The sequence below is a fragment of the Paractinoplanes atraurantiacus genome, from assembly GCF_900215205.1.
Lineage (GTDB): Bacteria > Actinomycetota > Actinomycetes > Mycobacteriales > Micromonosporaceae > Actinoplanes > Actinoplanes atraurantiacus.
The window spans coordinates 1,330,870-1,349,358 of the sequence record NZ_OBDY01000001.1; the positions used below are offsets into that span (position 1 = coordinate 1,330,870).

Here is an 18,489-nt window from a genome sequence, read left to right on the forward strand (position 1 = left end):
GCATCTCAGACGGCACCGCCGCCACCACCCATGCCCGGATCGGTTGCTCCCATGATCACGCCGCGGCCGGTGGCGCGGGGCGCCTTGCCGCTGCGCCGGGTGCGGCGGCTGAGCCAGCCGGCGAACGAGGTGAGCAGCGAGTTGACGGCGATGTAGATGATCGCGGCCACGATCGCGGCCTGGACCACGTTGCCGAAGTTGGCCGCCACGTTGTTGACGCCGAGCTGGAGCAGCTCGTTGTACGAGATGATGTAGCCGAGCGCGGTGTCCTTGACCAGCACGACGAGCTGGCTGACGATCACCGGGAGCATGGCGCGGGCCGCCTGCGGGATGAGGATGTGCCCCATCACCTGCCCCTTGCGCATGCCGATGGCGTACGCCGCCTCGCTCTGCCCGGCCGGCACCGATTTCACACCGGCCCGGAACGCCTCGGCCAGCACCGACCCGTTGTAGAGGGTCAGGCCGATGACCACCGCCCAGAAGATCGACATGGGCTTCTCGGTCAGGTAGGGCACGCCGAAGAAGATGAAGAACATCATCAGCAGCAGGGGTACGGCCCGGAAAAACTCGACGACCGCACCGGCCGGCACCCGGACCCACCAGTGGTCGGAGAGCCGCCCCACCGCGAAGATCACGCCGAAGACCAGCGAGAGCGCCGCCGCCACGGCGGCCGCCTCGAGGGTGTGCAGCAGGCCGGGCAGGATGTAGTCGGTCCACGTGCTCGACTGGGTGAAGGGCTTCCACAGGGCGGCCGCCCACTGGCCCTTCTCGTCGAACTTCCGGTAGATCCAGTAGAGCAGCGCCAGCAGGAGGACGCCGAAGGCGACCGTGAGGATCCGGTTGCGCGCCTTCGCGCGGGGCCCCGGGTGATCGTAGAGAACAGCGTCGGTGCTCATTTTGTCTCTCCGCTTCGCTCCGCGACGGCATGAGCCCCGGGTGCGCTGAGCCGAATTGTTCGGTCGCTCCGCTCCCTCACCGCTTCACCGCCAGGCGGTTGGCCAGCCAGCCGAAGGCGTAGCCGGTGGGGATCAGGACGATCGCGAACGTGCCGGCGAAGACCAGGAAGATCGGGACGACCGCGTCGCCGTTCTCGTTGATCAGCTGCTTCATGGCGTTCGACGACTCCATGAGGCCGATCGTGCCGACGATCGTGGCGTTCTTGCAGAGCGCGATGATGATGCTGCCCAGCGGCGCGATCACGGCGCGGCCGGCCTGGGGCAGGATGATCATCGTGAGGGTCTGCCGGAACGTCATGCCGATGGCCCGGGCCGCCTCGGCCTGACCGGCCGGCACGGTGTTGATGCCGGAGCGGATCGCCTCGCAGACGAACGCCGCCGTGTACACCGCCAGGCCGGTGACACCGAGCCAGAAGTTGTTCAGGTCGATGTCGTCGGAGAACGCGACGCCGAGCGTCGAGAACAGGCCGAAGTAGCAGAAGAAGATGATCAGGGTGAGCGGCGTGTTGCGGAAGATGTTCACCCAGGCCGTGCCGAAGGCGCGCAGCACCGGGACGGGCGAGACCCGCATCGCGGCCAACAGGACGCCGAGCAGGAGAGCGCCGACGCCGCCGGCCAGGGTGAGCTTCAGGATCCAGAGGAACCCGGTGAGGTAGACCTCACGGTTGAGGGGATCGGAGAAGACGTCCATCGGCACCTTCGAGCGAAGAAAACCGCGAGGGCCGGATCACCGGCCCCCGCGGCACTGAAGAGGGATCAGGAGCAGTTCGTCAGCTTGGTGGCGTCGAGCTCGGGCGCGGCCTTGCCGCTCTTGCCGAGGGTGTCGTCCCAGGCCTTCTTGTACGACCCGTCGGCGGCGGCCGCCTTCAGGATGTCATTGATCTTGTTGCAGCCGGCGGTGTCGTCCTTCTTGAGGCCGATGCCGTACGGCTCCTCGCTGAACGGCTTGCCGACCACCTTGAACTTGCCCGCGTACTGCTCCTGCGCGGCGTAGCCGGCGAGGATGATGTCGTCGGTGGTGACCGCGTCGACCTGACCGCCGGCCAGCGCCGTCACGCACTTGGAGTACGAGTCGAACTGCTGGAGCTTGGCGTCCTTGTAGTCGGTCTGGATCCGCTTGGCCGGCGTCGAGCCGCTCACCGAGCAGACCTTCTTGCCGGCCAGCGACTCGGGCCCGGTGATCGTCGAAGCGGTCGGGACGAGCAGGTCCTGACCGGCGACGAAGTACGGGCCGCCGAAGTTGACGACCTTCTTGCGCTCGTCGTTGATCGTGTAGGTCGCGACGACCAGGTCGACCTGGCCCTGCTGGATGTAGGGCTCGCGGTTGGCGGAGACCGTGGTCTTCCACTCGATGCCGCTGTCGGCCAGACCCAGGCCCTTCGCGATGATCTTGCCGATCTCGACGTCGAAGCCGGTGTAGGTGCTGCCGGTCTGCAGGCCGAGGCCGGGCTGGTCGGCCTTGACGCCGATGACCAGCTTGCCGCTCTCGGCCTTCTTGACGATGCCGGTGGCGCCGCTGCCGCTGCTACCCGAGTCGTCGTCGCCGCCACAGGCCGCGACGCCGAACGCCATCGTGAGCGCGCCGAGCGCCGCTGCCAATCGGGTGATGCGCATCATTGGGCTCCTCGATATTTCTAGTTGGACCAACAGATCAGTGCGTGAGGATTTTGGAAAGGAAGTCCTTGGCGCGATCGCTTTTCGGATTGGCGAAGAACTCCGCCGGCGGCGCTGATTCGACCAGTTGGCCGTCGGCCATGAAAACGACGCGGTTGGCCGCGTGCCGCGCGAATCCCATCTCGTGCGTCACGACGACCATCGTCATTCCCTCGCGGGCCAGCGACGTCATCACGTCGAGCACCTCGCCCACCATCTCGGGGTCGAGGGCGCTGGTCGGCTCGTCGAACAGCATCGCCTTGGGCTGCATGGCCAGGGCCCGGGCGATCGCCACGCGCTGCTGCTGCCCGCCGGAGAGCTGCGCCGGATATTTCTCGGCCTGGTTGCCGATGCCGACCCGGTCGAGCAGCGACATGGCCCGCTCGCGGACCTCGGCCGGCTTCTCCTTGCGCACCTTGAGCGGCCCGAGCATGACGTTCTGCAGGATCGTCTTGTGCGCGAACAGGTTGAAGGACTGGAAGACCATGCCGACCTCGCTGCGCAGCCGGGCCAGGGAGCGGCCCTCGGCGGGCAGGGGCCGGCCGTCGAAGGTGATGGTGCCGGAGTTGATCGGCTCGAGCCGGTTGATCGCGCGGCAGAGCGTGGACTTCCCGGAGCCCGACGGTCCGATAACGACGACGACCTCTCCCCGGGCCACCGACAGATCCACGTCCTGGAGCACATGGAGCGGCCCGAAGTACTTGTTCACCTTGTCGAGGACGATGAGAGCCTCGTCGGACACTGCTGGACCACCGTCCCGTCATTGGGGTTCACCCGGATGGGCACACTCTATGTGGGCTCTTGTATCGGTTCACGCCGAGAATGGTCACGGACTGGTAACTCACTTCTCGCAATGGGCCATCATTGTCCACCATGTTCGGTATGGCTGACACCGATCCGACAGGTGGCCTCTGGAACTGGGCGGTCGCCTGCCCCCTCGACCCGGATCGTGTGCGCGGCGCTCTGGCGGGCACGCTGGAGCGTTCGGTGGTCCCCCTGGAAGCCGAGGGTGACGTTCTCTGCGACGTCTACGAGGTCGGTGGCGAGTTTCCGACACTGGTCGACGTCTATCTGGCGCCCTCGCGTGTCGACGAGGCCACGGCCGCGAGCGCCGTCTCGGTCCGGCTGGGTGCCGCGGTCCTTCTGCCCGACGATTCGCTGGACCCTTCGGCGTACGTCCTGGCGACGCCGGACGGCAGCTTGATCGCCGTCCATGTCGACGAGATCGAGACGGACGACGGCCCGGAACGCCGGAACGTGCGCCCCGCCACCACGGGGAGATAAGCAGTACCCTGGTCAACTGTCATGACTACCGAAATTCAAGGCGCCACCCGCACGTACGACGTGCGCACGTACGGCTGCCAGATGAACGTGCACGACAGCGAGCGCATCTCCGGGCTGATGGAGGACGCCGGCTACGTGCGCGCGGCCGATCCCGAGTCGGCCGACGTGGTGGTCTTCAACACCTGCGCGGTACGGGAGAACGCCGACAACCGCCTCTACGGCAACCTCGGCCACCTGCGCCCGACCAAGGTGAAGAACCCCGACATGCAGATCGCGGTCGGCGGCTGCCTGGCGCAGAAGGACCGCGGCGACATCGTCAAGAAGGCGCCCTGGGTCGACGTCGTCTTCGGCACCCACAACATCGGCTCGCTGCCGGCGCTGCTCGAGCGTGCCCGGCACAACCAAGAGGCCGAGGTCGAGATCCTCGAGTCGCTCGAGGTGTTCCCGTCGACCCTGCCGACCAAGCGCGAGTCGACCTACGCCGGCTGGGTGTCGATCTCGGTCGGCTGCAACAACACCTGCACGTTCTGCATCGTGCCGTCGCTGCGCGGCAAGGAGAAGGACCGCCGCCCGGGCGAGATCCTGGCCGAGGTCGAGGCCCTGGTCGCCGAGGGCGTCCTCGAGGTCACCCTGCTGGGCCAGAACGTCAACTCGTACGGCGTGGAGTTCGGCGACCGGCTCGCCTTCGGCAAGCTGCTGCGCTCGGCCGGCGCCATCGAGGGCCTGGAGCGGGTCCGCTTCACCAGCCCCCACCCCAAGGACTTCACCGACGACGTGATCGCCGCGATGGCCGAGACGCCGAACGTCTGCCACTCGCTGCACATGCCGCTGCAGTCCGGCTCCGACCGGGTGCTGAAGGCCATGCGCCGCAGCTACCGCCAGGAGAAATACCTCGGCATCATCGACAAGGTCCGCGCCGCCATGCCGGACGCCGCGATCACCACCGACATCATCGTCGGTTTCCCGGGCGAGACCGAGGAGGACTTCGAGCAGACCCTCGAGGTCGTACGCCGGGCGCGGTTCTCCAGCGCGTTCACGTTCCAGTATTCCAAGCGGCCCGGCACCCCCGCTGCCGTGATGGAGGAGCAGCTGCCCAAGGCCGTGGTCCAGGAGCGCTACGAGCGCCTGGTCGCGCTCCTCGAAGAGATCACCTGGGCCGAGAACAAAAAGCTGGTCGGTGAGAAGGTCGAGGTCCTGGTCGCGGTCGGTGAGGGCCGCAAGGACGAGCGTACGGGCCGTCTCAGCGGCCGGGCCCGCGACGGCCGCCTGGTCCACTTCGCCACCGGCGACCTGACCCCGCGCCCCGGCGACATCGTCGAGACCGTGGTCACGTACGCCGCCCCTCACCACCTGAACGCCGACGGCGCCCCGCTGAGCTACCGCCGCACCCGTGCCGGCGACGCCTTCGAGGCCGGCCGCACCCCGAAACTCAAGGGCGTCTCCCTCGGCCTGCCCACGATCGGTGTCCCGGCCCCGCTGCCGGCGTCGACCGGCGGCTGCGCCGTCTGATCCTCAGACCGCACCGGGGACGGCCGATGAGCTGTTCATGGTGCTGCGGTGGTACGTGGCCTTCGCCGGCGCGATGGTCGCCAGCTACCTGCTGTGGCCGTACGAGCTGCGGCAATGGCCGTTTCTGCTGGTGACGCTGGCGACCCTGCCGGCCGTCGGCGCGGGTCTGCGGCGGTCACCGCGCGGTGAGCGGTCGCCGTGGTGGCTGCTGCTGGCGGCCCTGACGCTGTTCAACGCCGGCAACTTCTGGTGGATCTGGCTGGTCACCGTGCGCGGCCGGGAGACCGGCGACGGCAGCGGGGCCAGCCTCCTGTTCACCGTGGCCGACGTGGTGGTCCTGGCCGGGGCGCTCGTGGTGGTGGTCAAACGGGGCCGGGGCGACGCCGGCGGGGTGATCGACTCGGTGATCACGGCGGTGGCGCTGAGCGGCGTGCTGTGGGACTTCGTTCTCCTCCCGGCGCTGACCTCGGACGGGGTCTCCACGGGCGGGCAGATCGGCGCGTTCGTCAACGTGATCGTTCTGACCGGTGCGCTGGGTGCCCTGGTCCGGGTCTCGTCCGTCGGGGCCGGGCGGGTCGCCGCCGTCCGTCTGCTCGCCGCGGGGGTCGGGCTCACCCTGATCGGCAACGTGGCCGGTACGCTCGCCGTCGACGCGTCCGGGCTGCGCGCGGACTGGACGAACATGGTGTTCCTGGCGGCCTACATGGCGCTCGGATGCGCCGCGCTGCACCCGTCCGTGGCGGTCGTCACCCGGCCCGGCCCGGCCCCGGACGACCGCCTGAGCGGGACCCGGCTCACCTTCCTGGGCGTCATGCTCGCGATCGGTCCCCTGATCGGCGGCGGCCGGGTGCTGCTGGATGAGCCCGCCGACGGCGTCCTGCTGGCGGTCTCGTCGGCCGCCCTGATCCCGCTCGTCATGGTGCGTATCGGCCGGCTGTCCCGGGCCCGGCGCACGGCCGAGGAGGCCCTGCACCGGCTGGCCACCTCGGACGCGCTGACCGGCCTGCCCAACCGCGCGGCCTGGATCGAGCACGTGACCGCGGAGCTGGCCGCCCGCCCGGCCGGGCTCACCGTGCTCTTCTGCGACCTGGACGGCTTCAAGGCGGTCAACGACCGGCTCGGCCACGCCGCCGGCGACGAGCTGCTGGTCGGTGTCGCGGCCCGGCTGCGGGGCTGCGTCCGCGAGGACGACCTGATCGGCCGGTTCGGCGGCGACGAGTTCGTCATCGTCTGCCGCGGGGCCGACGCGGTCGACGTGATCAGCGACCGGATCCGCGCGATGGTGGCGGAGCCGTTCCCGGCCGGGAACGAGCCGGCCCTGATCGGCGTCAGCGTGGGCGTCGCCCACGCCCGGGCCGGCGACTCCACCGACGACGTCGTCGCCCGCGCCGACACCGCGATGTACGAGGCCAAGCGGGCCAAGACGATCGGCGCCCTCAGCCTGGCGGTCGCCTGAGACACGAAACGGCCCGGCCCCCGCGGGGACCGGGCCGTTCGACGGCGATCAGTTCGCTTGCTCGGCCAGAGCGAGGAACTGCTTCTTCGAGTTGAGCGCCTGCTCGGCCTCCTTGATGCGGCGGGCGTCGCCGGCCGCCTGGGCCCGGGCCAGCTTGTCCTCGGCCTCGGCGACCTGCTCGCGCATCTGCTGGAGCAGCGGGTTGTCCTGCGGCGAGGTCTTGCGCCAGGCCGAGTCCATGGCCACCCGGATGCGCTCCTCGGCGGCCCGCCAGCGGCGGTCGAGCGAGGCGGCGGACTCGCGGGGGACGCGGCCGGCGTCGTGCCAGGCGGCCTGGGCGTCACGCAGCTTGTTCTGCGCGCCGCGCGGGTCGGCGTCGACGTCGAGCGCCTCCACCTCGGCCAGGATGGCCTGCTTGCGGTCGAGGTTGCCCTTGTACTCGGCGTCGCGGGCCGAGAAGACCTCGGAGCGGCGGGTGAAGAACGCGTCCTGAGCGGCGCGGAACCGCTCCCAGAGGCGCTGCTCGGCCTCCTTGGCGGCGCGCGGCGCGGCCTTCCACTCGGCCATCAGGTCCTTGAGCCGGTTGGCCGTGGCCGACCACTCGGTCGACTCCGACAGGCTCTCGGCCTCCTTGACCAGCTCTTCCTTGGCCGTCTGGGCCTGCTTGCGCTGCCCGTCGAGGGTGGCGAAGTGTGCGCCGCGGCGGCGGGTGAAGCCGTCCCGGGCGGTCGCGAAGCGCTTCCACAGCTCGCCGTCGGTCTTCTTGTCGACGCCGCGGATCGTCTTCCACTCGTCGAGGATCTCCTTGAGGCGGTCGCCGGCCGTCTTCCAGCCGGTGGCCTCGTTGGCGATCTTCTCGGCCTCTTCGACGAGGGCCGTCTTGCGGGCCAGGGCCTCGCCCCGGGCCACCTCGCGGGCCGCGCGGGCCTCGCCCGCCTTCTCCTCGGCGAGCGTGGCGAGCTTGTCGAGCCGGGCGTTGAGCCCGTCGATGTCGCCGACCACGTGCGCCTCGGCGAGCTCGGTGCGCAGGCGCTTGACGCTGCTCAGCGAGTGTGCCGCGTCGGCCGCTCCGGATTTCAGCCGCGCCTCGACGAGGTCGACCTCGGTCACCAGGTCGGCGAAGCGCCGGGCGAAGTGGGCCAGTCCCTCCTCCGGGGTGCCCGCCTGCCAGGAGCCGACCACGCGGTCGCCATCAGCGGTCTTCACGTACACGGTGCCGTCGGCATCCACGCGCCCGAAGGCCGTCCAGTCGTTCATGACCCATCCTCGTCTTCCCGGCGTCGCCGGTCTCGAAGACCGGTGACCACCGCCACAGCACAGTCGAACGCCAAGCTTCTCCATGGCATTCTTTCTCGCGCATTGTCACAGGTCCAACCGGGTTACGGGGAAGCGCCCGACGATGACCGTGGCCAAACAGTGTCCTACCGTGGCTTCGTGCCGTCGCCAGCCCCTTCACGCGTGATAACCGTCGTCGGGCCTACCGCGTCGGGCAAATCCGCCCTGAGTATCGCTCTGGCCCACGAACTGGACGGCGAGGTCGTCAACGCCGACTCCATGCAGCTCTACCGGGGGATGGACATCGGCACGGCGAAACTGACCGTCGCCGAGCGCGAGGGCGTGCCCCATCACCTGCTGGACATCTGGGAGGTGACCGAGCCGGCGGCGGTGGCCGAATATCAGGGGCTGGCCCGCGCGGCGATCGACGACATCATCGCCCGGGGGCGTGTCCCGATCCTGGTCGGCGGGTCGGGCCTGTATGTGCGGGCGGTGCTGGAGGAGTTCTCGTTCCCCGGCACCGATCCGGTGGTGCGCGCCCGTCTCGAGGAGGAGCTCGCCGCGGTCGGCGCCGCGCCCCTTTACGACCGGCTGCGCTCCCTGGACCCCGCGGCCGCCACCGCCATCCTGCCGTCGAACGGCCGGCGCATCGTGCGGGCGCTGGAAGTGATCGAGCTGACCGGCGAACCGTTCACGGCGTCGCTGCCCGATCCGGTACCTCATTACCCCTCGCTCCAGATCGGTGTCGATCGCGAGGTGGCGGAACTCGACGAGCGCATCGCCCTGCGGGTGGACCTGATGTGGGAGGCCGGGCTGCTCGACGAGGTCCGGGGTCTGCTTCCGCTGGGCCTGCGCGAAGGGCGTACGGCCGGTCGCGCGCTCGGCTATCAGCAGGCCATCGCCGAGATCGACGGCCGGATGTCCTCACCGGAAGCGAAGGAGGACACCGTACGGGGGACACGACGGTTCGTCAGGCGGCAGCGGTCGTGGTTCCGGCGGGACCCGGCGATCCACTGGCTCGACGGAGCGTCCGGCACGCTCGTGGCGGACGCGCTAGCGCTTGCGCGATGATGGACGGCGTGTTGTTCACCAAGGGCCACGGCGCCGGCAACGACTTCGTCATCGTCCCCGACCCCGACGGCGCGCTCGACCTGACGCCGTCGCAGGTCGCCGCCCTCTGCGACCGCCGCTTCGGCATCGGCGCCGACGGCGTCCTGCGCGTCGTGCGCACCGCCAAGGACTCCGACGGTGCGGGCTACGCGGCCGAGGCCGAGTGGTTCATGGACTACCGCAACGCCGACGGCTCGATCGCCGAGATGTGCGGCAACGGCACCCGCGTCTTCGCGCGCTATCTGGTCACCCACGGGCTCGCCACTCCCGGTCCGGAGGGCCTTCCGATCGCGACGCGGGCGGGCGTCGTGGTCGCGCTCTTCGTGGGCGACGAGGTGCGGGTGCGCATGGCACCCCCTCGGGTGTACGCGGCCAGCACCGCCACCACCGGGCCGCTGACATTCCCGGGCGTCGCCGTCGACTGCGGCAACCCCCATCTGGTCTGCGCCCTGCACGACGGCCTGAAGCTGCCGTCGCTCGACCTGTCCGTCTCACCCGGCTTCGACCCGGCGCTGTTCCCGGCGGGCGTGAATGTCGAGTTCGTGACACCGGCGTCCCCGATCGAGGGCGCCGACCTGCACGTGGACATGCGGGTCTACGAGCGCGGCTCCGGCGAGACCATGGCGTGCGGCTCCGGCGCCCTGGCCGTGGGCGCGGTGGCGCTGCGCGACGCCGGCCTGTCCCAGGGCGTCGTCGCGGTCGACCTGCCCGGCGGTCGCCTGACCGTGACCCACGACGAGAATGACGCCTGGTGGCTGGCCGGCCCGGCCGTCCTGGTCGCCACCGGCGAGACCGACCTGGACGCACTCACCCGATGACGCCGCCCGGCGGCACCCCCGCCGGCTCCAACGCGGCCGGTCCCGGCGCGGCCGGCTCCAACGCGGCCGAGCGCGGCACCGGGTCCGGTCTGCACCGGGTCGCGCACCGGGGCTATTCGGCGGTCGCGCCGGAGAACACGCTGCCGGCTTTCGTGGCGGCCGTGCGCGGCGGCGCGACCTTCGTCGAGTTCGACGTCCGCACGACGGCCGACGGCGTTCCCGTGGTCATCCACGACCGCACGCTGGATCGCACCACGACCGGTGCCGGCCATGTCTGGGACCTCGACTCGGCGTCGCTGGCCCGGCTCGACGCCGGTTCGTGGTTCTCACCGGCCTACGCGGGCGTGCGGGTGCCGACGCTGACCGAGACGCTGTCTCTGCTGGCGCCGCCCGGCCCGCAGCTCCTTCTGGAGATCAAGCCCCCGGCCACCCTCCCCGAGGTCAAGACGATCATGGAGATGGTGACCGCGGCCGGCCTGGCCGACCGCACGATCGTGCAGAGCTTCGACCCCGAGGTGATCCGCCTGGTCCGCGGAGCCGCCCCCTCGGTCCGCCGCGGCCTGCTCCGCCTCCGCTTCGAGGCCGGCACGATCCCGCTGGCCACCGAGCTCGGCGTCGTCTGCTGCAACCCGTCGACCGCGGACGTCCTGGGCGACCCGGACACGGTCGCTTCCCTGGCCGCCCGCGGCATCGGCGTCATGCCCTGGACCGCCAACGACAGGGGCGAGTGGCCGGCGCTGACCGACGCGGGCGTCACCGGCCTGATCACCGACCACGTGGCCGAGCTGACCGGCTGGTCCTGAAGCTTTCGTCGCAGGACAACCCGGAGGCCCGCGACGGCCCGGACCACCCGCCCAGCTGTCCGCTGCGGCGGGTGGTGTCGGACGATCCGTACTTAAAAGGTTTCTTCTGGCGCTTTTTCCAGCTCGACCTCGGGAAGCGCGGCCGCGTTGTGCTGGGCCGGGCCCCGGACGGCGGCACGGATGGCCGCCGCGACCGCCGGGGTGACGCGCGGGTCGAAGACGCTGGGGATGATCACCGTCGGGTTCAGCTTGTCCTCGCCGACGACGTCCGCGATGGCGTTGGCCGCGGCCAGGGCCATCTCCTCGGTGAACTCCTCGGCGCTGACGTCGAGCATGCCCCGGAAGACGCCCGGGAAGGCCAGCACGTTGTTGATCTGGTTGGGCTGGTCCGAGCGGCCCGTCGCGACGACGGCGGCGTGCTTGCGCGCCTCACGCGGGTCGACCTCGGGATCGGGGTTGGCCAGCGCGAAGACGATCGACTTCTCGGCCATCTTGGCGATGTCGTCACCGGTCAGCAGGTTCGGCGCGCTGACGCCGATGAAGACGTCGGCGCCGACGATCGCGCCGGCCAGATCACCCTCGTAGTTGCTCTTGTTGGTGTGGTCGGCCAGCCACTGCCAGGTCTCCGACATGTCGGCCATGCCGCGATGAAGGGCGCCTTTCCGGTCGTACGCGATGATGTCGCCCACGCCCTGACGGAGCAGCAGCTTCATGATCGCCGTGCCGGCCGCGCCCGCGCCCGAGACGACCACGCGGACGTCCTCGAGGCGCTTGCCGACCACGCGCAGGGCGTTGGTGAGCGCGGCCAGCACGCAGATGGCGGTGCCGTGCTGGTCGTCGTGGAAGACCGGGATGTCCAGCTGCTCGCGCAGGCGGGCCTCGATCTCGAAGCAGCGCGGCGCGGCGATGTCCTCGAGGTTGATGCCGCCGTAGGCCGGCGCGATGGCCTTGACGATCTTCACGATCTCGTCGGTGTCCTGCGTGTCGAGGACCACCGGCCACGCGTCCACGCCGCCGAAGCGCTTGAACAGGGCGGCCTTGCCCTCCATGACCGGCATCGCGGCGGCCGGGCCGATGTTGCCCAGGCCCAGCACGGCCGAGCCGTCGCTGACCACGGCGACCGTGTTGCGCTTGATCGTGAGCCGGCGGGCGTCGGCCGGATTCTCCGCGATGGCCATGCAAACCCTTGCCACACCGGGTGTGTACGCCCGGGAGAGCTCATCGCGGTTGCGGAGCGCGACCTTGGAGCTGACCTCGATCTTGCCGCCGAGGTGCAGCAGGAAGGTGCGGTCGGAGACCTTGCGGACGTCGACGCCGTCCTGCTCCTCCAGCTGCTTGACGACCTGGTCGGCGTGGCCCGAGTCGGCGGTGTCGCAGGTGAGGTCGACCAGGACGTGGTTCGGGTCGGAGTCGACCACGTCCAGAGCGGTCACGATCGCGCCGGCCTCGCCGACGCAGGTGGTGAGCCGGCCGATGGACGAGGCGTCCGCGGTCACAGCTATCCGGATCGTGATCGAGAATCCTGCGCTGGGCAGGCGGGTGGTCACCACGGTGTTCCCTCCGACGTTGGCGGGTGCTTCACCGTAATCTTGCTCCTGTGGAATAGCAGATTCCATTCGGGGCGTTATGCCTGATCCCAACACTCCATCGATAACGCCCGGCCACGTTATGTGGATGCGCTCCGTAGGCGGAACGTGCCACGATCGGGGCCGAGGAGGTCACACTTTTGCGAAACTCTTACCAGGCACCCGTACTCGAACTGGATGAGCCGGATCCCACGACCGGAGAGCTCGAGCTCGAGGAGCGGCATTCGCTTCGGCGGGTCGCCGGCCTTTCCACCGAGCTCACCGACATCACCGAGGTCGAGTACCGTCAGCTGAGGCTCGAGCGGGTCGTCCTGGTCGGCGTCTGGACCGAGGGCTCCGTCGAGGACGCGGACAACTCGCTCACCGAGCTGGCCGCGCTCGCCGAGACCGCCGGCTCCCAGGTGCTCGAGGGACTGATCCAGCGGCGCTCCCGCCCCGACACGGCCACCTTCATCGGCCGCGGCAAGGTGCAGGAGCTGCGGGACGCGGTCGTCGCCACCGGCGCCGACACCGTCATCTGCGACGGCGAGCTGTCCCCGTCCCAGCTGCGCAACCTCGAGCAGCAGACCAAGGTCAAGGTGGTCGACCGGACCGCGCTGATCCTCGACATCTTCGCCCAGCACGCGAAGAGCAAAGAGGGTAAGGCCCAGGTCGAGCTGGCCCAGCTCCAATACTTCCTGCCGCGTCTGCGCGGCTGGGGTGAGTCGCTGTCCCGGCAGGGCGGTGGCGCCGGCGGTGGTTCCGGTGGTGGCGGCGTCGGCACCCGTGGTCCGGGTGAGACCAAGCTCGAGACCGACCGCCGCCGCATCAACCAGCGCATCGCCAAGCTGCGCCGGGAGATCAAGGCCATGCGGACCGTACGCCAGACCAAGCGCTCCCGCCGCCAGAGCAGCGGAGTGCCGTCGGTGGCGATCGCCGGCTACACCAACGCGGGCAAGTCCAGCATCCTCAACCGGCTGACCCAGGCCGGTGTGCTGGTCGAGAACGCGTTGTTCGCCACGCTCGACCCGACCACCCGGCGCACGGCGGCCGAGGACGGCCGTGTCTACACGCTGTCCGACACCGTCGGCTTCGTCCGGCACCTGCCGCACCAGATCGTGGAGGCGTTCCGCTCCACGCTCGAGGAGGTGTCGTACTCCGACCTGGTCGTGCACGTCGTCGACGGCTCGCACCCCGATCCCGAGGGTCAGGTGAGCGCGGTCCGCGAGGTGCTGGCCGACGTCGACGCCGACAAGCTGCCCGAGCTGCTGGTCATCAACAAGATGGACGCCGCCGACGAGGAGACGGTTCTGCGGCTGAAGCGGACGTGGCCGGACGCGGTGTTCGTCTCGGCCCGGTCCGGTCAGGGCATCGCCGAGCTGCACGCGGCCATCGCGGAGCGGCTGCCGAAGCCGGCGGTCGAGTTGCGTGTTCTGCTGCCCTATGACCGTGGCGATCTGGTCGCCCGAATTCATCGATCCGGTCAGGTGTTGCAAACCCGCCATTTGGACGAGGGCACGGAGCTCCGGATCCGGGTCGACGAGCGACTTGCTGGCGAACTGGAGTCGTTCCGCAACTGAGCGTGCGGCGTCACCGATGAGGTGATCCACGCGTAACACCGGCACGGGACGCCGCATGCGACACTGATCGGATGCGGCGTCTCGTCTTTCCGGTCATCGTGGCCTCCGGGCTCGTGGTGGCCGGTCCGTCCAGTGCGTTTGCCGACGATCCGGCACCTGTTGTCAGCGCGCCCTCGGTCGCGGGCAAGAAGGTCTGCAAGATCGTCGACAAGCAGCTCGACGAGATCTCCGGGCTCGTCGCCACCAAGACCGGCTTCATCGCCGTCAACGACGGCTCGCTCGAGGACGCGAAGAAGAAGATCTTCTTCCTCAACTCGAAGTGCGCGGTCGTCAAAAAGGTCGACTACAGCGGCAAGGGCCCGCTCGACACCGAGGACATGGTTCTCTCGGCCGACGGCGCGACGCTGTGGATCGCCGACATCGGCGACAACGACTACGACAACGAGAAGAGCCGCGACACCATCGGCTTGTGGAAGATGCCGGTCAGCGGCGCCTCCGAGCCGGTGCTCTACCGCCTCACCTATCCCGACGCCCACCACGACGCCGAGGCGCTGCTGCTCAACGGCAACGGCACCCCCCTGATCGTCACCAAGGAAATCCAGAAACAGGACGCTTCGGCGTACGTCTACCAGCCCACCGCCGCGCTCAAGACCGGCAAGACCGGCGTGCCGATGAAACTCGTCGCCAAGCTCACGGTCTCGGGCACGCAGACGGCCGGCAACCCGTACGCCCGCATCGGCAACAAGACGATCTCGGGTGGCGCGGTCGCCCCCGGCGGCGGCAAGGTCGCCCTGCGCACGTACACCGACGCGCTCGAGTGGGACGTCAAGAACGGCGATGTGCTCGCCGCGCTCAAGGAGAAGCCGCGCACGACCGGCCTGCCCAACGAGACGCTCGGCGAGGCGGTCACCTACAGCCCCGACGGCAAGTTCTTCTACACGACGTCGGACATGAGCGGTGACACCGAGGCGGCCAACTACATCCTGCGCTACACGCCGGCCACGACAGTGGCGAAGGCGGCCGCCAACGGCGGGACGGGCGAGGAGAAGAAGTGGTATGCCGACCTCGAGCTGAGCGACATCACGTACGCGGTGGCCGGCGTCGGCGTGCTCGGCCTGATCCTGGTCGGCGTCGGCGTGTTCGGCATCGTCCGCTTCCGTAAGCGGGTGGCCGAGGAGCCCGACGAGCCGGTCGACGGCTTCGACAACCCGCTCGACGGCGAGCCCGAGACCGAGCTGATCGGCGTCGGCGGCGCCCCGCCGAGGGGCGTCTACGGCGGCAAGGGCGGCGCCCCCGCCCGCCCGTCGACGGACGGCGCGAACTCGGGCGCGGTCTACGGCGGCGGCAAGGCCCCGGCCGGCGCGGTCCCGGCAGCGGCCGGCGCCGGAGTTTATGGCGGCGCAAAGGGCCCGCGCGGTCCCCAGGGCCAGCAGCCCCGAGGCCCCCAGGGCCAGCCGGGTCGCGGTCCGCAGGGGCAGCCGGGTCGTGGCTCGCAGGGCCAGCCCGCGCGTGGTCCGCAGGGTCAGTCGGGGCGAGGCCCGGAGGGTCCGCCGCCGCGTGGTCCGCAGGGTCAGCCGGGACGTGGCCCCGAGGGTCAGCCGGTGCGGGGGCCTCAGGGTCAGCCCGCGCGTGGTCCGCAGGGTCAGCCGGCGCGGGGGCCTCAGGGTCAGCCCGCTCGTGGTCCGCAGGGTCAGCCCGCGCGTGGTCCCCAGGGTCAGCCCGCGCGGGGGCCTCAGGGCCAGCCCGCACGTGGTCCGCAGGGTCAGCCGGGGCGTGGCTCCGAGGGTCAGCCCGCGCGTGGTCCCCAGGGTCAGCCGCCGCGTGGCCCTCAAGGTCAGCCCGCTCGCGGCCCGCAGGGGCAACCGGCACGCGGCCCGCAGGGCCAGCCGGCCCGGGGCGGTCAGCAGCCTCCGCGTAACCCGCAGGGCGAGCCGGGTCGTGCGCCTCAGCCACCGCGCGGTCCGCAGGGCCAGCCCGCGCGTGGTCCGCAGGGACAGCCGGCTCGCGGTGGACAGCAGCCCTCGCGCAACCCGCAGGGCCAGCCGCCCCGCGGCGGTCAGCAGCCCCCGCGCGGCCCCCAGGGCCAGCCGCCCCGCGGCGGCGCCCAGGGCGGCGGCGTCTACGGCGGCAGCGGCCAGCAGCAGGCCCGCCCGGAGCCGGGACGGCAGCGCAACGACTACGCCGACTACCACCGCCGCCCCGAAAGCCGCTTCGACAACCCGCAGCAGGGCTACGGCCCGGGTTACGGCCTGCGCTAGCTAGACCCGGCGCAGCACGGCCACGACGCGGCCCATGATGGTCGCGTCGTCGCCGGGGATCGGGTCGAAGGCCGGGTTGGCCGGCATCAGCCAGACGTGGCCGTCGCGCTGGCGGTAGCTTTTCACCGTCGCCTCGCCGTCGATCATCGCGGCCACGATGTCGCCCGCGTCGGCCGTGGGCTGCTGGCGGACGACGACCCAGTCGCCGTTGCAGATCGCGGCGTCGATCATCGAGTCGCCCTTGACCTCGAGCATGAACACGTCGCCCTCGCCGACCAGCTCGCGCGGCAGCGGGAAGAACTCCTCCACGGCCTGCTCGGCCAGGATGGGCCCACCGGCCGCGATGCGGCCCACCAACGGCACGTAGGCCGGCTGGGGACGGGCCGAGCGCAGCGCCTCGTCGTCGACGAGCTCGTTGGGCGAGCGCACGTCGACCGCGCGCGGCCGGTTGGGGTCGCGGCGCAGGAAGCCCTTGGTCTCGAGCGCCTTCAGCTGATAGGCGACGCTGGACGGCGACACCAGGCCGACCGCCTCGCCGATCTCGCGGACGCTGGGCGGGTATCCGTAGCGCTCGACCCAGCCCCGGATGAACTCGAGGATCTTGCGCTGGCGCGCGGTCAGCTCGGCCGTGACCGGGTCGGGGAACTGGCTGACCACGGGGGTGACGGAGCGCAGTTGCGGTGCGTCGGCGGCGCGTCCGCGGCTCGGCGAGCGACGTCGCAGGGCGGCCGTGGTGGTCGCTCCGTTGTCAGGCTTGCTCTGATGTTGCCGGCTCGTCCGGTCGTCGGTCGACACGTCCGCCCTCCCTGTCGGCCAGTGCCTCGTCGGCACGTGGTGCTCTCGCGGAGCCGGAACGCGACGCCGTGGGGATGGCGCCTGCCCGGCTGACCCCTCTTGAGGGAGAACCGTAATGGCGCGGTACGACATATTCAAACATCTGTACGACATTCTTCCGGCGTGTCGCCCGGAAGTGCTCGACTTCCGTACGCCTGTTCTGATAGACCGTCGTACGGGCGTTCGATCGAACGCCCGTACGATGATCACATTTCCCGTGATCATTTTCCGAGGTCGAGCGGGGTGGCGAGACTGATGGTGACCAACGGCGTACGGCATGTCGAACCGCCCCTGCGGCTCACCCGGCGCGGGCGCGCCGTGGTCCTTGGTTTTCTCGTCCTCCTGGCGTCACTGGCCAGTGCCGTGTTGTTCACCACGGCGTCGCGGGCTGACGAGCCGCCCGCCGGCCCGCCGCCTACCATCGTCGTCCGGCCGGGTGACACGCTCTGGGATGTCGCGGCGCGCGAGCTGCCTGGCCGTCATGGTCAAGCGGGCGTCGACGAGTTGCGCCGGCTCAATGGCTTGAGCGGTTACGGCGTACACCCGGGCGATGTTTTGATCTTGCCTTACGGCTCTTGATCGACTCGAACCGTAACGAAAGATCAACCGCTCGTGTTGAGCCGGAAAATACGGCGCGTCGGCACGCCGCTGAACTTGCGCCCGCGTCCGCATCGGCATAGCGTCTACCCCAACATCTAGTAGTTACAAGGGTGTAAGTCATCCACAGGTTGGGGTTACCTCCCACCGGTTATCCACAGGCCGTCCACAGCGGCGAGCTGGTGTCCACCAGCGCGACGCTGTGTTTTGCCGTGTCCGGATTCCGTTGCGCGGGGTTGCTGGAGGGGGTTCACGGTGCGCTGCCCGTACTGTCGTCACGCCGACTCGCGCGTCGTCGACTCACGTGAGGCCGACGACGGTCAGCTGATCCGTCGCCGCCGCTCGTGCCCCGAGTGCGGCAAGCGGTTCACCACGGTCGAGGAAGCGGTTCTCGCCGTCGTGAAGCGCAGCGGGGTCACCGAGCCCTTCAGCCGTACGAAGATCATGAGCGGGGTTCGCAAGGCCTGTCAGGGCCGGCCCGTCGACGAGGACTCGATCGCGCTGCTCGCGCAGAAGGTCGAGGAGACCGTCCGGGCCAAGGGCGCGGCCGAGATCCCCAGCCACGAGGTGGGGCTGGCGATCCTCGCCCCGCTGCGAGACCTCGACCAGGTGGCCTACCTCCGGTTCGCCAGTGTGTACAAGTCCTTCGACTCGCTCGACGAGTTCGAGAAGGAGATCACCGCTCTCCGTGAGGCGGCGATCGCCCGGGAGGCCGCGGTGCGGCACGCCGTGGCGCCGCGATCCGGCGGTCGCGCACCCAAGATCAACAGCTAGAGCAGGCTTTCGAGTGG

At 70.2% G+C, this 18,489-nt stretch carries 17 protein-coding genes; 10 read left to right on the forward strand and 7 right to left on the reverse strand.

The annotated features are described in order from the left end of the window. Positions 1 to 5 precede the first annotated feature (5 nt). The 4 genes from CRP55_RS06370 to CRP55_RS06385 form a co-directional block, all read right to left on the reverse strand. Positions 6 to 896, reverse strand: a complete 891-nt coding sequence (locus CRP55_RS06370; protein ID WP_097318583.1) for an amino acid ABC transporter permease — start codon at positions 894 to 896, stop codon at positions 6 to 8. 76 nt (positions 897 to 972) lie between these two features. Next, positions 973 to 1,647: an amino acid ABC transporter permease gene (locus tag CRP55_RS06375; protein WP_097318584.1), complete on the reverse strand. Its 675-nt coding sequence runs from the start codon at positions 1,645 to 1,647 to the stop codon at positions 973 to 975. 65 nt (positions 1,648 to 1,712) lie between these two features. Further along, the gene (locus tag CRP55_RS06380) at positions 1,713 to 2,570 is read right to left on the reverse strand and encodes a glutamate ABC transporter substrate-binding protein (RefSeq protein WP_097318785.1); all 858 of its coding nucleotides are present in this window, start codon (positions 2,568 to 2,570) and stop codon (positions 1,713 to 1,715) included. Between the two features lie 37 nt (positions 2,571 to 2,607). Continuing rightward, positions 2,608 to 3,351, reverse strand: a complete 744-nt coding sequence (locus CRP55_RS06385) for an amino acid ABC transporter ATP-binding protein (protein ID WP_097318585.1) — start codon at positions 3,349 to 3,351, stop codon at positions 2,608 to 2,610. Positions 3,352 to 3,491: 140 nt separating this feature from the next. On the opposite strand from CRP55_RS06385, the gene CRP55_RS06390 reads away from it, so the two are divergent. From CRP55_RS06390 to CRP55_RS06400, 3 genes are read left to right on the forward strand one after another with little or no spacing between them, the layout of a single operon-like run. Further along, entirely contained in the window at positions 3,492 to 3,893 is a 402-nt protein-coding gene (locus CRP55_RS06390) for a hypothetical protein (RefSeq protein ID WP_245922806.1), read from the forward strand. Positions 3,894 to 3,914: 21 nt separating this feature from the next. Next, complete coding sequence (gene miaB / locus CRP55_RS06395; protein ID WP_097318586.1) at positions 3,915 to 5,402, forward strand: tRNA (N6-isopentenyl adenosine(37)-C2)-methylthiotransferase MiaB; 1,488 nt, start codon at positions 3,915 to 3,917, stop codon at positions 5,400 to 5,402. A gap of 37 nt (positions 5,403 to 5,439) precedes the next feature. Beyond that, positions 5,440 to 6,858 (forward strand): GGDEF domain-containing protein, encoded by a 1,419-nt coding sequence (locus tag CRP55_RS06400; RefSeq protein WP_097318587.1) that lies wholly within the window; start codon positions 5,440 to 5,442, stop codon positions 6,856 to 6,858. Between the two features lie 48 nt (positions 6,859 to 6,906). Here CRP55_RS06400 and CRP55_RS06405 read toward each other — a convergent pair whose 3' ends face one another. After that, positions 6,907 to 8,115, reverse strand: coding sequence for a DUF349 domain-containing protein (locus tag CRP55_RS06405; RefSeq protein ID WP_097318588.1), 1,209 nt, complete (start codon positions 8,113 to 8,115; stop codon positions 6,907 to 6,909). Between the two features lie 159 nt (positions 8,116 to 8,274). On the opposite strand from CRP55_RS06405, the gene miaA reads away from it, so the two are divergent. Genes miaA through CRP55_RS06420 form a run of 3 tightly spaced genes read left to right on the forward strand, consistent with a single transcriptional unit; the run spans position 8,275 to position 10,864 of the window. Further along, positions 8,275 to 9,204, forward strand: coding sequence for a tRNA (adenosine(37)-N6)-dimethylallyltransferase MiaA (miaA, locus tag CRP55_RS06410; protein ID WP_179855021.1), 930 nt, complete (start codon positions 8,275 to 8,277; stop codon positions 9,202 to 9,204). A gap of 8 nt (positions 9,205 to 9,212) precedes the next feature. Then, the gene (gene dapF, locus CRP55_RS06415; RefSeq protein WP_097318787.1) at positions 9,213 to 10,061 is read left to right on the forward strand and encodes a diaminopimelate epimerase; all 849 of its coding nucleotides are present in this window, start codon (positions 9,213 to 9,215) and stop codon (positions 10,059 to 10,061) included. Further along, on the forward strand, positions 10,058 to 10,864 hold the full coding sequence (locus CRP55_RS06420; RefSeq protein WP_097318589.1) for a glycerophosphodiester phosphodiesterase: 807 nt from the start codon (positions 10,058 to 10,060) through the stop codon (positions 10,862 to 10,864). Before dapF ends, CRP55_RS06420 begins: the two co-directional genes overlap by 4 nt. A gap of 92 nt (positions 10,865 to 10,956) precedes the next feature. Here CRP55_RS06420 and CRP55_RS06425 read toward each other — a convergent pair whose 3' ends face one another. Beyond that, positions 10,957 to 12,414: an NAD-dependent malic enzyme gene (locus tag CRP55_RS06425; protein WP_097318590.1), complete on the reverse strand. Its 1,458-nt coding sequence runs from the start codon at positions 12,412 to 12,414 to the stop codon at positions 10,957 to 10,959. 176 nt (positions 12,415 to 12,590) lie between these two features. On the opposite strand from CRP55_RS06425, the gene hflX reads away from it, so the two are divergent. Together hflX and CRP55_RS06435 are read left to right on the forward strand one after the other, a co-directional pair. After that, positions 12,591 to 14,009, forward strand: a complete 1,419-nt coding sequence (hflX, locus tag CRP55_RS06430) for a GTPase HflX (protein ID WP_101536168.1) — start codon at positions 12,591 to 12,593, stop codon at positions 14,007 to 14,009. 71 nt (positions 14,010 to 14,080) lie between these two features. Further along, positions 14,081 to 16,267 carry a hypothetical protein gene (locus tag CRP55_RS06435; protein WP_097318592.1) on the forward strand — a complete coding sequence of 729 codons (2,187 nt, stop codon included), beginning with the start codon at positions 14,081 to 14,083 and terminating at the stop codon, positions 16,265 to 16,267. Here CRP55_RS06435 and lexA read toward each other — a convergent pair whose 3' ends face one another. Continuing rightward, the gene (gene lexA / locus CRP55_RS06440) at positions 16,268 to 17,062 is read right to left on the reverse strand and encodes a transcriptional repressor LexA (RefSeq protein WP_097318593.1); all 795 of its coding nucleotides are present in this window, start codon (positions 17,060 to 17,062) and stop codon (positions 16,268 to 16,270) included. A gap of 294 nt (positions 17,063 to 17,356) precedes the next feature. Here lexA and CRP55_RS06445 point away from each other — a divergent pair, with 294 nt between their 5' ends. Both CRP55_RS06445 and nrdR read left to right on the forward strand, forming a co-directional pair. Next, positions 17,357 to 17,680 carry a LysM peptidoglycan-binding domain-containing protein gene (locus tag CRP55_RS06445; RefSeq protein WP_097318594.1) on the forward strand — a complete coding sequence of 108 codons (324 nt, stop codon included), beginning with the start codon at positions 17,357 to 17,359 and terminating at the stop codon, positions 17,678 to 17,680. A 273-nt stretch (positions 17,681 to 17,953) separates the two neighbouring features. Continuing rightward, positions 17,954 to 18,472 carry a transcriptional regulator NrdR gene (nrdR, locus tag CRP55_RS06450; protein WP_097318595.1) on the forward strand — a complete coding sequence of 173 codons (519 nt, stop codon included), beginning with the start codon at positions 17,954 to 17,956 and terminating at the stop codon, positions 18,470 to 18,472. Positions 18,473 to 18,489 lie beyond the last annotated feature (17 nt).